The sequence below is a fragment of the Pristimantibacillus sp. Z349TD_6 genome (assembly GCF_056173205.1).
The window spans coordinates 6,449,998-6,464,407 of sequence record NZ_CM149662.1 but is presented as its reverse complement, the minus strand read 5'-3'; the positions used below and the strand labels follow the sequence as shown (position 1 = coordinate 6,464,407).

14 protein-coding genes are annotated in these 14,410 nt (G+C 45.5%); all 14 read left to right on the top strand.

The features are described from left to right. Nucleotides 1-38: 38 nt before the first annotated feature. The 14 genes from AC0VYE_RS28130 (at nt 39) to AC0VYE_RS28065 (ending at nt 14,410) form a co-directional block, all read left to right on the top strand. Nucleotides 39-1,088 carry a M42 family metallopeptidase gene (locus AC0VYE_RS28130; RefSeq protein WP_475443901.1) on the top strand — a complete coding sequence of 350 codons (1,050 nt, stop codon included), beginning with the start codon at nt 39-41 and terminating at the stop codon, nt 1,086-1,088. 861 nt (nt 1,089-1,949) lie between these two features. After that, complete coding sequence (locus AC0VYE_RS28125; protein WP_076269104.1) at nt 1,950-2,234, top strand: hypothetical protein; 285 nt, start codon at nt 1,950-1,952, stop codon at nt 2,232-2,234. Between the two features lie 163 nt (nt 2,235-2,397). Beyond that, the gene (locus AC0VYE_RS28120) at nt 2,398-3,153 is read left to right on the top strand and encodes a YveK family protein (RefSeq protein ID WP_475443899.1); all 756 of its coding nucleotides are present in this window, start codon (nt 2,398-2,400) and stop codon (nt 3,151-3,153) included. Further along, entirely contained in the window at nt 3,134-3,826 is a 693-nt protein-coding gene (locus AC0VYE_RS28115; protein WP_076269102.1) for a CpsD/CapB family tyrosine-protein kinase, read from the top strand. Before AC0VYE_RS28120 ends, AC0VYE_RS28115 begins: the two co-directional genes overlap by 20 nt. A 189-nt stretch (nt 3,827-4,015) precedes the next feature. After that, on the top strand, nt 4,016-4,924 hold the full coding sequence (galU, locus tag AC0VYE_RS28110; RefSeq protein ID WP_076269101.1) for a UTP--glucose-1-phosphate uridylyltransferase GalU: 909 nt from the start codon (nt 4,016-4,018) through the stop codon (nt 4,922-4,924). Continuing rightward, on the top strand, nt 4,921-5,610 hold the full coding sequence (locus tag AC0VYE_RS28105; RefSeq protein ID WP_076269100.1) for a sugar transferase: 690 nt from the start codon (nt 4,921-4,923) through the stop codon (nt 5,608-5,610). Before galU ends, AC0VYE_RS28105 begins: the two co-directional genes overlap by 4 nt. Nucleotides 5,611-5,705: 95 nt before the next feature. Further along, a complete protein-coding gene (locus tag AC0VYE_RS28100) occupies nt 5,706-6,821 on the top strand; it encodes a glycosyltransferase family 4 protein (protein ID WP_475443896.1) in 1,116 nt (371 codons plus the stop codon). Nucleotides 6,822-6,842: 21 nt separating this feature from the next. After that, nucleotides 6,843-8,228, top strand: coding sequence for a hypothetical protein (locus tag AC0VYE_RS28095; RefSeq protein WP_076269098.1), 1,386 nt, complete (start codon nt 6,843-6,845; stop codon nt 8,226-8,228). Beyond that, entirely contained in the window at nt 8,225-9,394 is a 1,170-nt protein-coding gene (locus AC0VYE_RS28090) for a glycosyltransferase family 4 protein (RefSeq protein ID WP_475443894.1), read from the top strand. Before AC0VYE_RS28095 ends, AC0VYE_RS28090 begins: the two co-directional genes overlap by 4 nt. A 1-nt stretch (nt 9,395) precedes the next feature. Beyond that, complete coding sequence (locus tag AC0VYE_RS28085; RefSeq protein WP_076269096.1) at nt 9,396-10,529, top strand: glycosyltransferase; 1,134 nt, start codon at nt 9,396-9,398, stop codon at nt 10,527-10,529. Further along, a complete protein-coding gene (locus AC0VYE_RS28080; RefSeq protein WP_076269095.1) occupies nt 10,526-11,098 on the top strand; it encodes a DapH/DapD/GlmU-related protein in 573 nt (190 codons plus the stop codon). The genes AC0VYE_RS28085 and AC0VYE_RS28080 overlap by 4 nt, the downstream gene beginning before the upstream one ends. Nucleotides 11,099-11,113: 15 nt before the next feature. After that, a complete protein-coding gene (locus tag AC0VYE_RS28075) occupies nt 11,114-12,145 on the top strand; it encodes a glycosyltransferase family 4 protein (RefSeq protein ID WP_076269094.1) in 1,032 nt (343 codons plus the stop codon). Nucleotides 12,146-12,148: 3 nt separating this feature from the next. After that, on the top strand, nt 12,149-13,048 hold the full coding sequence (locus AC0VYE_RS28070; RefSeq protein ID WP_076269093.1) for a glycosyltransferase: 900 nt from the start codon (nt 12,149-12,151) through the stop codon (nt 13,046-13,048). 9 nt (nt 13,049-13,057) lie between these two features. Continuing rightward, nucleotides 13,058-14,410 carry a lipopolysaccharide biosynthesis protein gene (locus AC0VYE_RS28065; RefSeq protein WP_076269092.1) on the top strand — a complete coding sequence of 451 codons (1,353 nt, stop codon included), beginning with the start codon at nt 13,058-13,060 and terminating at the stop codon, nt 14,408-14,410.

Here is a 14,410-nt window from a genome sequence, read left to right as displayed (position 1 = left end):
GTTATAAAAAAATATAGCTTTAAAAGGAGCACAATATCATGTCATTGCCACTTTCGAAACAGCTTAATCGGGATTTTATACTTAGCCAGCTTGAAGCTTTACTGAACATTCCAAGCCCTAGCGGGTACTGTATGGACATTGTGAAGCATCTAGGAGTGGAAGCAGAGAGACTTGGCTATTCGCTCGAAATAACGCCAAAAGGCAATGGAATGATAACCATTCCAGGCGTCAATTCAGAGAAGGTGATCGGCATAACCGCGCATTTGGATACGCTTGGAGCGATGGTTCGTTCGATCAAGTCGGATGGGAAGCTTCGCTTCACGTCGATCGGGGGCTACAATATGCAAACGGTCGAAGGGGAATATTGCGTTATTCATACGCGTGACGGCCGGAAATATGAGGGAACGGTGTTGTCTACGAAAGCCTCTGTGCATGTATACTCCGATTCGCGGGAGTGGAAGCGCGAAGAAGCGAATATGGAAATTCGCATAGATGAGCTGGTGAAAACCAAAGCAGATACAGAGGGGCTGGGCATTTCCGTAGGCGATATCATTTCGTGGGAGCCGCGAGTGCGCATCTTTCCGAATGGCTGGGTGAAGTCACGGCATTTGGACGATAAAGCAAGCGTAGCAGCGCTGCTTGGATTAATGGAATGGTTCAAGCGAGAAGGAAACACACCTGCACATACACTCAAGCTGATCTTCTCGACCTACGAAGAGGTGGGACACGGAAGTTCTTATATTCCTGAGGATATAACGGAGATGATTGCGGTGGATATGGGAGCGCTGGGAGATGATCTTTCTGCGACAGAGCAGGATATATCCATTTGCGCCAAGGATTCGACTGGACCATACGATTATAATATGACGACTAAGTTAATTGAATTAGCCAAACGTGAGAACCTAGCTTATGCAGTAGATATTTACCCGCACTATGGCTCCGATGCATCGGCTGCGCTGCGCGGCGGAAGCAATATTCGTGCGGCACTAATCGGACCGGGCGTTCACGCTTCCCACGGCATGGAACGCACACACGCAGATGCCATCGTTGGCACGTCTGCTTTGCTTCTGGCGTACGTCATGGAGTGAGATTTCTAGTTAATATTCAACAGGTAGAAAAAATGCGAAGAAGAGCGACGATGACATCGGTGCTCTTCTTTTTTTGATGACTAATCTTGTCAGAAAGACAATGAAGTAGGACGTTAGTAGAAGAGCGCCAAGCGTTATTTTGGGACAAAAAGATAGGGAATGCTCTTTGATTTCAGTGCTTTAGAAGCTTTATATTTATCCCGAATGATGTTGGTTTATCCTGATAGGGTGCAAAATATAGATTGCTGAAACGTATGATCGATTAGCTGAGAACGATGGAATATCCGCTTTTTAGGCTCCAAATAGTCCCTTTTTCAATTCAAACCCCGCTTTTTTTTGTTTTTTAAGTGTAAATTTACGGCAGTTAGGGGTTAAAACGTACAGGAAAAAGAGGAATGCGAAATATGTCGAATGGTGATTTACTGCTGCTTAGGTAGGATGCTGGTCAATAGTCCCTTATTTTTTCGCTGAATCAGTGGAATTTTAATTGGATTTTTCGTTCGGTGGAAAGTGGCAAACAGAAAAAAAACCTTTATTTTACATGGGTTAGAGGGAAAAAGCATGCGGGAAAACATGAGTCCCAAGTGGGAATTTCACCTTCTGTTTATTAAGCGCTTTCAATAGTCAGAATTATCAATTTGGCGATAAAAAACATGACATGACATATCCCACTATTCGCATCAATTAGGAGTCCGTACTTATGAAAACCATAATGAAAATGAGCAAGATTGTCTAAGTGTGACCATGTCTTTATTCCCTCAAGAATTATTATCATCTGTGTCATACTAGAGTGCAAAGAGAGACAAGAAGCTTTCCAAAACTCAAAATGTATGAGCGAGCTGATGAATGGAGGTTTCAGAGATGAATGTTTCAAATCAGGAGCAGAAGCAGATGAAGCTGAAGCAGTTTTTGAAAATACTATCCGAGGATCCTTCTCTATTACAGAAAGACGGTCAATCGGAAGCGAGGTCGCTGCCTGAGCTGCTTATGGCAACTGGCTGCCTAATCCATAATGAACCGATTGACATGGCGAAGCTGATATCTCAGCTGCTCGGTAAGATCGGCCTGCAAGCCTGCTCTAACGATATGATGGAGCATGTAATGAATGGCGGGACCGTGGATGAGTTCATTAATAACACGAGATGATAACATTTTATGTCTAAGCAGGAATCCATGGATAAGCCTATTCCTGTAAACAAATGATGCCCAAAAGTTCGCGTTTTGAATAATGAGAGAATTTTAATATTCATTAAGAACAACTTTCGTGAAGTTCGGCAACGGATGATTTTAAAGCAATGGAGGAAATGATTTGGAATTAAAACAGTATTGGATCATCGTCAAAAGAAGGCTATTGATGATAGCTTTAATTATTTCAGTGAGCTGTCTAACCATCGGCATTTACTCCAGCTACTTTATCAAACCACAGTATGAAGCATCCGCTAAGTTAATCGTTAACCAGTATAAGGACAGCAGCTCGCTCATTCCGAGCATAGATGTTGGATCGATTAACTCCACGATCGGACTTATCAAAACCTATAAAGAGATTTTGCGAACGCCGCGAATGATGAAGCGAGTTGTCAAGCAATACCCGGATCTCGGTGTGACATACGGCGAGCTCATCGGCAAGGTAAGTGTAAGCTCAGTGAATGAAACACAGGTCATGTCCATATCGGTACGTGATGACTCCTATGAGCAAGCAGCAAAAATCGCGAATGCGATCGCCATCGTTTTTCAAAAATCGGTTCCAGAGCTGATGAAGGTAGATAATGTTTCCGTGCTGGACCAAGCTGATCCGCATGAACAACACGGGCCCGTTGCTCCGAATCCTAAGATGAACATTGCAGTCACGTTCATGCTGGCATTGATGGTAGGTGTAGGCATCTCCTTCCTGCTGGATTACTTGGATGACACGATTAAGACCGAAGAGGACATCGAGGCACTGCTGGAAGTACCAGTACTAACATCGATTCCGAAGTTCGAAGAGCGGGATGCGACAGAACATAGCAGCAACGCCTCGTTAAAGACGAATGCAGGGAGGGAACAAAATGTCTCGTTTGATTCCTAAATGGAACTTGATAACGGAGCTTAATCCCAAATCGCCCATTTCTGAAGGGTACCGTATGCTCAGGACAAACATTGAGTTCTCGACAATTAATCAAAAGCTGCAAATTATTATGGTCACCTCTTCCAAGCCAAGCGAGGGCAAAAGCACGACATGCGCCAATATGGCAGTCGCATTTGCACAAGCAAACAAAAAAGTGCTTCTGATTGATGCGGATCTTCGCAAGCCTTCGCAGCATCATATTTTTGGGAAGTCCAACCGCAGCGGCTTAACGACGGCTTTATTGAACCAACTGAAGCTTGAGGACATCATTCAGTTTACGAATACGGAAAATCTGTCCATTATCCAAGCGGGGCCAACGCCTCCCAATCCTTCCGAGCTGCTCTCGTCGGAGCAAATGGCGGAGCTGCTTAAGACAGCTAGAGAGCGGTACGATGTAGTCATTATCGACACGCCGCCGATCATGTCTGTAACGGATGCTCAAATAGTAGCCACGCAAAGCGATGGGGTCGTTCTTGTGATTGACTCGGGAAAAGTGAAAAAAGATGTTGCCCTTAAAGCAAAAGCGTCACTTGAACATGTGAAAGCAAATCTTATCGGCGTCGTGCTGAATAAGATCAATCGAAATCATTCAGATATCTACTCTTACTACTACGGAGAAAAGACAGAAGCTTAATCGTCTTTGCTCCAGCTCATAGAAGCAAGAAATAGATAGGTAATGTCTCCTGCACCTCTATCACCGGAGGCACTCGGTCATGCTGTGGGTCAGCCGACCTTAGACGTTAATCGTCAAGGGTGTGACGTGAGGAGGGGTTAGATGCCCCTTAACAACCAAAAAAAAAATAATAGGATAGGGTGAAATCAAATGAAAAAAGTGAGAAAAGCCATTATCCCCGCCGCAGGACTTGGAACACGGTTTTTACCGGCAACCAAAGCGATGCCAAAAGAAATGCTTCCGATCGTCGATAAACCGACCATTCAATACATTGTAGAGGAAGCTATTGAATCAGGCGTTGAGGATATCATCGTCGTTACGGGTAAAGGAAAGCGGGCGATTGAAGATCACTTCGATATCGCATTTGAGCTTGAGCATATATTAGAAGAAAAAGGCAAGCTGGATATATTGGAAAAGGTAAGAAAATCATCAAATGTGAATCTTCACTACATAAGGCAAAAAGAAGCGAAGGGGCTTGGGCATGCGGTATGGTGCGCTCGCAACTTCATTGGGGACGAGCCGTTTGCAGTGCTTCTTGGGGATGACATTGTAGAAGCAGAAGTCCCTTGCACAAGGCAGCTTATTGAGCAATATGAGAAAACCGGCCGCTCGGTCATTGGCGTACAGACGGTTGGCGTTGATCAGACGCATCGTTACGGTATCGTTGACCCAGGACAGCGGGTAGACAATCTTTATGAGGTTAATCGCTTTGTAGAGAAGCCGCCGCAAGGACAAGCGCCTTCCAATCTAGCTATCATGGGCCGTTATGTGCTTACTCCCGATATATTCGAATATTTAGGACGTCATGAGCGCGGAGCTGGAGGCGAAATTCAGCTTACCGATGCGATTCAAAAGCTTAACGTAGAAAAAGGCGTTTATGCCTTTGACTTCCAAGGCATTCGTTATGATGTCGGAGAGAAGCTTGGCTTCATTATGACGACGCTTGACTTTGCCTTAAGAAATAATGAAATTAAGTATCAGTTGATGACTGAGCTTGAGGAATTAATGGAACGGGAGCTTAGCAAGCAGTTATTAGCTGGAAGGAGTGATAGAAGATGACACCTCCACAATATCAGGATGAAGCGGTAATCGGCGTTTCAGATTACTATTCGAATAGACGCAGCGCTCAGCAAACAGTAAGCATGTATTCGATTATCAAACGCACGATTGACATTGTTGGTTCGCTAGTCGGTTTAATCCTGTTAAGCCCGCTGTTTATCATCATCGCTATCCTTATTAAGTGGGAGGACCCTAAAGGTTCTGTCTTCTTCTATCAAACAAGGATCGGCAAGGATGAGAAGCCGTTTCGCATGTACAAATTTCGCTCGATGCTGACGGGTGCGGAGGACAAGCTGAAGGATCTGCTGGATAAGAACGAAATTAGCGGTGCAATGTTCAAGATGAAGGATGATCCGCGCATTACAAAGATCGGCAAGATCATTCGCAAAACGAGCATCGATGAGCTGCCTCAGCTGCTGAACGTGCTGAGGGGCGAAATGTCCTTGGTTGGTCCAAGGCCGCCTCTTTCACGGGAGGTAGCGGAATATACGGAGTACGACAAGCAGCGCTTGTCCGTAACGCCAGGCTGCACGGGACTTTGGCAGGTAAGCGGCAGAAACAATCTATGCTTTAAGCAAATGGTTGAGCTTGACCTGACCTATATTCAGAAGCGATGCATTTGGTTCGATTTCAAAATTATGCTGAGAACGGTGAAAACGTTAGTCGGCTCTCAGGATGCTTTTTAGAGTGTGAAGGCTTACGAAGATAGTTTTGCTACGCACAACAAGCGTATGCTTTCGAAGTCAGTTTTGCTTCGCAAAACTTTGAGGAGTTGATAAAAATGGCAAGAATCCTGCATATTTCGGAGTTCACGAAGGGCGGTATCGAGACGCACTTGAACGAGGTGCTGAGCTACCAAGCGAGCAGACATGATATATTTCTTATGGCTTCTGAGCAGAATTCGAGCCCTGAGTCGCTTCAAATTAGCCAAGATCGATTGTGCTTGTACCCTTACAAGAGGAAGCCGGCTTATTTTGTGAAAGCCATGAAAGCTATTCATCGTAAGGTAAAGGACTTCAAGCCTGATATTGTACATGTACACGGAACGTTCGCAGGTGTTTTCCTGCGGACGTTGTTTTTTTTCAAGAGCAAGCGCCCGGTCGTCATCTATAATGCGCATGGCTGGGCTTTTCTGATGGATATTAAGCCGTGGAAGCAGCGGATATTCGCCTTAGTTGAGAAGACGCTCGCACTTCGGACTGATTTCATTATTAATATCTCGAGGCATGAATATGAGAAGGCCATGCATTATGGACTGCCAGCAGCCAAGTCGGGAGTCGTCTATAACGGCGTTTCGGATACGTCGGAATTAAGCACGCCGCCTTTCGAGACTGATCCTGACATGATTCATCTACTTTATGTAGGACGCTTCGATCGGCAGAAGGGGTTTGATCTGCTGCTTGAGGTGTTCAACAAGCATCAGTTTACAAACGTTCGCCTATATTTGGTTGGCGATACGGTGCTGAAGGAAGTTGAATACAAGTTTCCTGAGAACACAATTAAGATCGGCTGGGTGGACAATTCTCAGATCGATCGTTATATGCAATCCTGTGATGCGGTCATTATTCCATCTCGCTGGGAAGGCTTCGGCATCGTCGCCATTGAAGCGCTGCGGAATAAGAAGCCGGTTATTGCGAGCAATCGAGGAGCGCTGCCGGAAATTATAAGCGATGGCGTTAACGGGTATGTATTCGACTTCGATAATAAGCAGGAGCTGGCAGACATCATTCATGAGCTGGACAAGCCGAAGCTGAGAGAGCTTGGCTTAGCGGGATGGGACATTTTCCAAGAGAAATTCCATTCGGATAAAATGAACAACCAAATCGAGCGGCTTTACGAGGAAGCCTTGCAGAAATCAAGCAAACCGTTATCCTCCGCCGTCAAAAAATACGTCTAGATTTACGGGGATGGAGAGAAGATGAGCCAAATCTTGCAAAGCAATCTAGTGATTAAAGCTAAATTAGCCAAAAAAGAAGAGAAGCAGCAAATCTTTTTGGCGATTTATTTATGCTTCTTGCTGGTGCTGACCGTCTACCAGGATTTCCCGTTAGTCAATATGATCGGCGAGATTGGCAGGTCACCCATTATTTTGCTGGTTCCGCTGTTTGTGTTATGCGAAATTGGGCTGCTGGCGAAGCATAAGCGGGTGATGCATGGCAGCATGCTGCAGAAGTATATATTCGGATTTATTTTATATTTGTGCTTTATCAGCATTGCCTATTTGCTTATTCAATTCATTCAAGGCAGCTATAGCTTTGGATCAGAGAGTTTGCTTGGCAAAGCGATAAAGGTACTTATTTATTTTGTGCTCATCCTGCTTTACATCAGGCATATGCAGCTCGTTTTTTCCAAAATTACAAGCTTTAAGACGCTGTATGGCTGCTTCCTTGCAATCGTTACGCTGCTGACGGTCATTATGATTTTGGAGCTTATGAGTATGCCGAACGCCTTCACGTATTTGCATGCAGGGAGCAACCCTTATTGGAGGGTTCGGATGTTGACCTCGGAGAGCAGCACGACGGGCTCCATCGTGGTCGTGTATGCATCCATTTTGGTATATCTGACAAAGTATTTGAACAGCTTTGGCAAGACGCTAACGATCGTTTATGCTTCAGGTTTTTTTCTGTTTTACTTATTTATTACAGGCTCCAAAGGGTTTATGATTATCAGCTTGTTCACGCTAGTCGTGACGATGATTAAGTTTTTGGATTTTCGGAAAAAGAAAAATTTTGTTTTGCTCATCTCAGTCGTTCTGGCCATGTATATGTTCATCACTAATTTTTCTGCGGGGCTGGTCAGCTCGTTCAGTAATGACATCGAAAACTACACATCTTCCTACACGCGTATGGGAACGATCATCATCGCGCTGATTACGGTGTTTCACAATCCGCTCGGGGTTGGCACAGGAGCATATCTCATGTATTTCGATAAGTATGTGAATGATTCGATCAGCATGATGTCTCATTTCTATTACAATACATTTGGCATCAGCCAAATTAATGCGGGGGAGCTGTTGCAATATTCGGGCTCGGACAAAAACTTAGGCGTCAAATCGGGCTTTTTCCAATGGATTATGTTTGGCGGGCTTTTCGCAGTCGTGTTCTTTTATCTGCTTGCCAAAAACCTGATCGTCAAAGTGAAATCCAGCTCTATACTATTTCTTGCTTTAGTTTTTATCTTATTTTCAATGCTTCTTGTTTCCTTGGAGATTAAATATGAGATATGGCTGCTATTTGCTTTTATTAGCCTTTATTTAGGGAAAAACGATATAGATCAACCAAAAAGGTCGGGGGTATCCAAATGAAGATGCTTGTGGTGTGCAGTGATTTTCCCTATCCCGCCGATCATGGCGGAAGGGTAGACACATGGGGGAGAATCAAGGTGCTGGCGGAGCTTGGCTGGAAAATCCACTTGCTCGTTTGCGGCAAGCAGATGCCATCTAAGAAAGAAATGGACACAGTATATAATTACGTGGAAGAGATTACGTTATGTGATCGAAGAAGCAAGCTGGCTGATCTGCTGCATGTTATTCCAATGCAGGTACAGTCGCGCAGTGAACTAAGTAATGTAGAGCTGGCAGGAGATTATGATTATGTACTGCTTGAAGGCGACTACGTGTATCCGGTTTTGCAAAATCCAAAGATCAAGCATGATACGGTTATCCTGCGGGTGCATAACGATGAAGCGGTCTATTTCAAGGCGCTAGCCAATAGCACCAAAAACGTCGTTCACAAAATGTATTACCACATGGAGAGCCGCAAATTCACGATTTTGCAAAAAAAAATGCTGGAGAAGGTGGATAAATACTTGTTTATATCGAGCAAGGAATTTGAAAGCTTCCGCAAACAGCATCCTGCTGCAAAAAGCTTGTTCCTTCCGCCTCCGGTTACGAAGGTCAATTTCGAAGCTAGTGATTTTCGCAGCAAGCATGTCGTGTTCATTGGTTCCCTATTTATGCCGAACAACCGAGAAGCGATTCAGTGGTATCTGGAGCATATCCACCCGCTGATGCTGAAGGAGCCGGACTATAAGTTCATCATAGCAGGGAACAGCAGAAAACAGAGTCTCAGCTGGCTCGACAGCTACAACCTAAAGAATGTCATTGTGCATGATACGCCAAAGAGTTTGGATGAAATATACCGAAGCGGCTATTTATTCGTTAACCCGATGCAGAACGGAGCAGGCGTCAAGCTGAAGACGATTGAAGCGATTCAGAACGGCTTGCCGGTTATCTCCACCTCCATCGGCTACGAGGGAACAGGACTTGTAGATAACGAGCATATCATGGTCGCTGATCGGCCGGAACAATTTTATGGGAAAATCAAGCAGCTATTCGATGATCCGCAAAGGGCAAAATCATTGCTGGAGTCATCGCAAAGCTTCTTGCGCATCCATTACAATCACAAAGAAGTATTGAAAACATATATGCAATCCTTGAACGTCAGTTATCCAGTAAAGCAGGTGCTCTAATATGAGTCGAAGTAAAACGAATGTGTTGTTTGTTACCCACGCGGATAAGAAGGGCGGCGCTGAGCAAAGCCTGATCCATCTCATCAATTATTTGGACACGTCAAAATATCGGATTTTCTTATTAAGCCCTCGCGATGCGTCGTATCTAAATGAAATTAGATCGGATTATGTTCATTTTCCGCTGCAGCTGGGCAGCATTAAGAAAAAACTAGGCTTAGGTTATATCGAAACGGTGCTTAAGATTCAGTCCTTTGTTCGTAAAAATCGCATCGACATCGTTCATGCCAATGGCTGGCGCGCACCTTGGTACACAGCTCCGCTAAAGTTTATGACGAAGTCAAAGCTGATCTGGCATCATCGCGACTATACCCATTTGCGTATGTTCAACCAAGTGCTGCCTAAATTTTTTGATCAGGTGATATGCATTTCGCATTTTGTAGCCAATTCGATTCAGGGCAGCAACAAGACGATCATTTATAACGGTGTTGATCCAGAGCTTGCTTTGACAAGAAAGAGCAGAGCTTTTATGGAGGATGATACGCTCGTCATCGGGACATTCGGCCGGATTGTGGAATGGAAAAGATACCATCTCATGATCGAGGCAGTAAAGAAACTAAGCGACAGCAATCGGAACAATTGGAAGCTGCTCATCGTGGGCGATGCATCCGTTGACGGGTCGGATGACTATTATAATGACATGATCCAAAAGGTGCTGTCCTACGGCTTGGAGCATCATGTGGTCTTCTATGGCTACAGCAAAAAGCCGCTAGATGTGATGAAGGAATGTGATTTAACGATAAACTTCTCCCTTAACGAGCCGTTTGGCAGAGTTATTATTGAATCGATGCTCGTTGAAACGCCAGTTATCGTTGCAGATTCGGGCGGAGCGCCAGAAATCATCCATCATACGAGAGGCGGCTTCATCGTGAAGGACGGCGACGTGGAAGAGCTATATCAGACGATGAGAAGCGTCTACGATGGGGAAGTTGATTATGAGGAACTATCTAGCCAAGGTTATGCAAGCGTAATGAGCGACTTTAATATGAGCTCCATAGCGAAGAAGGTGGAGTCGACATATCGTGAGCTGCTTGCGCCAAACTTAAAATCGGAAGCGGCAGGCGGGATGGTTAGATGAGCACCGTATATAATCGATTAAGCTTCGGCAAGCTCCTGGCTGTATTAAAGGGGGCTGCCATACTGCGAGTCAAGACGAGTTCAGCTGGCAGGCTTGGCCGTATTTCCGGAAAGCTGACCTTGCGAAACAAAGGGCGGTTCATCGTTGGGAAAAATGTTTCTTTCCATGCGAAGCCGCTGCCTTCTTCCGTTACCGTAGAGAAGCAGGCGGAGCTTTGGGTAGGTGATAATGTGTTTTTTAATTATGGCCTCGATATTGGCTGTACGAAATCAATCCGAATTGGCAGCAACACGATTATCGGTCCGATGGTGAACATTATCGATACGAACTTCCACCCTGTAGATATGAAAGACCGAGCTGGCAGCAAGGACATCGTCATTTCGGACAATGTGTGGATTGGACGCGGAGCTGTTATTTTGCCTGGCGTAACGATTGGCAGCGGTTCAGTCATTGCTGCAGGCAGCATCGTAACGCGGGATATTCCGGATAATGTGCTGGCAGGCGGTGCACCCGCAAAGATTATTCGCGAGCTCCAAATTACGAAGGAATGGGTTCGCAGATATAACTAAAGGGAGCGTACGGCGATGAAAGTATGGATGTGGCCAAAATCAAGCGAATTGAACTTTTACAATGATTTATTGACCGATTCACTCAGCAGTGCAGGCATGGAAGTAAAGGATTTGCAGCATGGCAAGCTAGCGCTTCAGGTCGGGCAAGCGAAAGCTGGCGACATCGTCCATATTCACTGGATGCATCATGCCTATCAGAATGATAATCTGCTGTTGTTCATGGTGAAATCGATCATATTTATAATGACGATGCTTTATTTGAAGCTGCGAAAAGTGCAGCTGGTTTGGACGATTCATAATCTGTATCCGCATCAGGTGAAGTATAAGCGGCTGGAGCGTTACATGCGAACGATCATTTGCAAATTTTGCAGCAAGCTGCTGGTTGCTTCGGAGTCGATCAAACGTAAGGTTATGATGGAATTCGGAGTGCCGGCTAGCAAGCTTTTTGTCGTAAAGCATGGTCATTATCTTGGCGTTTATAAGCCTGCAGGCTTCAACTTCAGAGCGTCTTATGGCATCAGCGAGGAAGCTGATGTTTATTTGTTTTTAGGGGCAATCAAAGCGTATAAGGGTGTCGAGGATTTAATTGAAGCGTTTAATGCATTCAAGACTCGAAACACCTATCTGATCATTGCGGGCAAAGCGGACAAGCAAATGGAATCCTATTTGAAGCGGGTAGAGGATAAGGAAAACATTATTTTGGACCTGCGCTTTATTCCCAATGAAGCAGTCGCTGACTTGATTAGCGCCGTTGATGTGATGGTGATGCCGTACAAGGAAATTACGACCTCCGGCTCTGCGATACTTGGCCTCTCGTTCAGGAAGCTGATCGTCATGCCGGACAATGATTTTATCGATGAGTATTTTATGGAGGATATGGTCGTGAGCTACAACCCAAGCGATTATAACGGTCTCGAAAATGCAATGAAAGCCGCGTTAAATGTGAAGAGAGAGCATAAGACGCCTAAGTACGAAGAAGTGCTTAAGGAGCTCGACTGGAGCGCGATCGCACAGAGGATAAAAAATGTTTACCAAGGATGGGGATAAAGGATGAAGGTAACGGTGGCCATCTGCACCCATAACCGGGCGAAGGATACGGGAGAGGCAATAGAGAGCGTAATTGCTCAAAGCTTTGAGCGGGAACAAATCGAGATTGTTGTAATCGACAACAGATCAACAGACAATACGGCTGAAGTGGTAGGCAAGCTTGCGTATCGGTATGGCCCAAGCATTCGGTATATTTTTGAGAACAAGCTTGGTTTGTCGGTAGCCCGCAATCGAGCGATTAAGGAAGCAAACGGTGAATTCATTTTATTTTTGGATGATGATGCGTTGGCTTCGCGGGACTGGGTGCAGCATATTGTGAACGTGTTCGAAAGCGATCCGGCGATTGGCTGCGTAGGCGGCAAAATTGATCCGATTTGGGAAGCGGCTGAGCCGGACTGGATTCCAGAGGAGCATCGCTCGGTATTCACGATTCTTGATTATGCAAACGTGGTGAAGGAAATGCCTGCACCGTCCATTCCATATGGCGCTAACGTAGCATTTCGGGCAAGCGTCTTTCATAAGTATAAGCCGTTCCGAGAGGATCTTGGGCGGGTAGGCACAAATCTGCTCTCAAGTGAGGAAAGTGAGCTCATCGCACGGATTCGTGAAAGCTACAAAGTATTTTATACGCCATATGGATCCGTTCAACACAAAATTGCCAAGGAGAGAACGACAAAAAAATGGTTTTTGAAGCGGATCTTCTGGCAAGGCGTGAGCGATGCGGTTAAGCGACAGGATCGAAGCCTCTTTGCTATCGTAAAACATGTGATCCGAATGATTCAGGCGATTGGAACATCCTTGCTGTCGATTTTTCATTTTAAGAAATTCATCAGTCAGATCGTGAAAATATGTTATCGCAACGGGTCATTAGTCGGCATTCTGCGCTATAACGGTAGGGGTTGACGGAAAGTTATGGCACAGCTCGCAATCTCTAAAGCGTGGAGAGGCAACGGCCTCGTTCAAACGATTATGCGCACGAGTGCAACGAACCTGCTAGTCATGGTCATCAGCACGCTGACTTCCATCGTGACGGCGCGCATGTTCGGCGTTGTTGGCAAGGGCGAATTTTCAGCCATTTTGTTTTGGCCAACGCTTCTCGCGGGTCTTGTTGGCTTCGGCCTGCCGACCTCTCTTATTTATAATATGAAGCAAAACAAAGGCAGCGGCAGCGATTTTGTTAGAGCGGGTTTTCTATTTCAAATTCCGGTTAGCATCATCATTGGCGTGGTCGCGTGGATATGGCTGCCAGTTTGGCTTGGCAATTACCCAGCTGACATCATTCAAATTACGAGATGGTATACGGTACTCATGCTGCCGATTCTGCTCGCTATTAATTTAATATCGGCGCTGGCGCAAAGTACGGGCAAGTTTAACATTTATAACGGTCTGCGCTTACTGGTTCCGCTGTGCAATCTAGTTGGGCTCTTGGGGTTATGGGTAATTGGCGATTTAAGCCTGCATAATGCATCGCTTGTATTTCTCGTAACCAGCGTGCTTGTCGTTTCATGGTCGCTCTATAGTTTAAGAGAAACGCTTCAGATGAACTGGTTGAAGGGCCTCGGCAATCGGCTGGCAGCGAAAGCGTTATTCGGCTATGGCAGCAAAGTGTTCGGAGTGGAACTGCTCGGCACACTGTACACGCAGTTTGACAAGCTTATCATTCTATCGATGCTGACAGCTAGAGAACTGGGGTTGTATACGGTCGTTTATGCGCTGTCCCGCGTATTCAATGTCGTACAGATGGCGATTACGAATGTTGTGTTTCCGAAGGTTACCGGCATGGAGAAGTCAGCCATCATCGCAACGGTAGGCAGGGCGTTTCGGTTATCGATGCTGCTGATGACGATCGTCGTTATCCCGAGCATGTTCATTGGGCGTTATCTGATGGGCATCCTGTTCGGAGCGCCGTTCCTTGAAGCAAGCGGGGCCTTCTATCTGCTGTCGTTCGAATGCATTCTCGGCGGGGGCTCATGGATTTTGGCATCCTCGTTTAATGCGATGGGTCGTCCAGGGCTGGTACTTGTCCGCCAGCTTATTGCCCTAGCGGCAACCATCGGATTGTTTTTTCTGTTTACACCCTTGTATGGGCTTAATGGAATTGCACTTGCTTTATTAATCGGCGCAGTCATTCGTTTAGTAGTGACGTTGGCGTCTATGAGAATTATTTTCCAAGTAAAACTATCAGGGATGCTGTTTGATAAAAATGATTTCCGTTTTTTAATCGAGCGTTTGAAAGACAAAAAACAACGTAAAGGAGCGCGTTGA

Excerpts from the sequence above, each read along its gene's own strand:
- AC0VYE_RS28130 (WP_475443901.1), top strand. The coding sequence starts at position 39 with ATGTCATTGCCACTTTCGAAACAGCTTAATCGGGATTTTATACTTAGC.
- AC0VYE_RS28125 (WP_076269104.1), top strand. The coding sequence starts at position 1,950 with ATGAATGTTTCAAATCAGGAGCAGAAGCAGATGAAGCTGAAGCAGTTT.
- AC0VYE_RS28115 (WP_076269102.1), top strand. The coding sequence starts at position 3,134 with ATGTCTCGTTTGATTCCTAAATGGAACTTGATAACGGAGCTTAATCCC.
- galU (WP_076269101.1), top strand. The coding sequence starts at position 4,016 with ATGAAAAAAGTGAGAAAAGCCATTATCCCCGCCGCAGGACTTGGAACA.
- AC0VYE_RS28105 (WP_076269100.1), top strand. The coding sequence starts at position 4,921 with ATGACACCTCCACAATATCAGGATGAAGCGGTAATCGGCGTTTCAGAT.
- AC0VYE_RS28100 (WP_475443896.1), top strand. The coding sequence starts at position 5,706 with ATGGCAAGAATCCTGCATATTTCGGAGTTCACGAAGGGCGGTATCGAG.
- AC0VYE_RS28095 (WP_076269098.1), top strand. The coding sequence starts at position 6,843 with ATGAGCCAAATCTTGCAAAGCAATCTAGTGATTAAAGCTAAATTAGCC.
- AC0VYE_RS28090 (WP_475443894.1), top strand. The coding sequence starts at position 8,225 with ATGAAGATGCTTGTGGTGTGCAGTGATTTTCCCTATCCCGCCGATCAT.
- AC0VYE_RS28085 (WP_076269096.1), top strand. The coding sequence starts at position 9,396 with ATGAGTCGAAGTAAAACGAATGTGTTGTTTGTTACCCACGCGGATAAG.
- AC0VYE_RS28080 (WP_076269095.1), top strand. The coding sequence starts at position 10,526 with ATGAGCACCGTATATAATCGATTAAGCTTCGGCAAGCTCCTGGCTGTA.
- AC0VYE_RS28075 (WP_076269094.1), top strand. The coding sequence starts at position 11,114 with ATGAAAGTATGGATGTGGCCAAAATCAAGCGAATTGAACTTTTACAAT.
- AC0VYE_RS28070 (WP_076269093.1), top strand. The coding sequence starts at position 12,149 with ATGAAGGTAACGGTGGCCATCTGCACCCATAACCGGGCGAAGGATACG.
- AC0VYE_RS28065 (WP_076269092.1), top strand. The coding sequence starts at position 13,058 with ATGGCACAGCTCGCAATCTCTAAAGCGTGGAGAGGCAACGGCCTCGTT.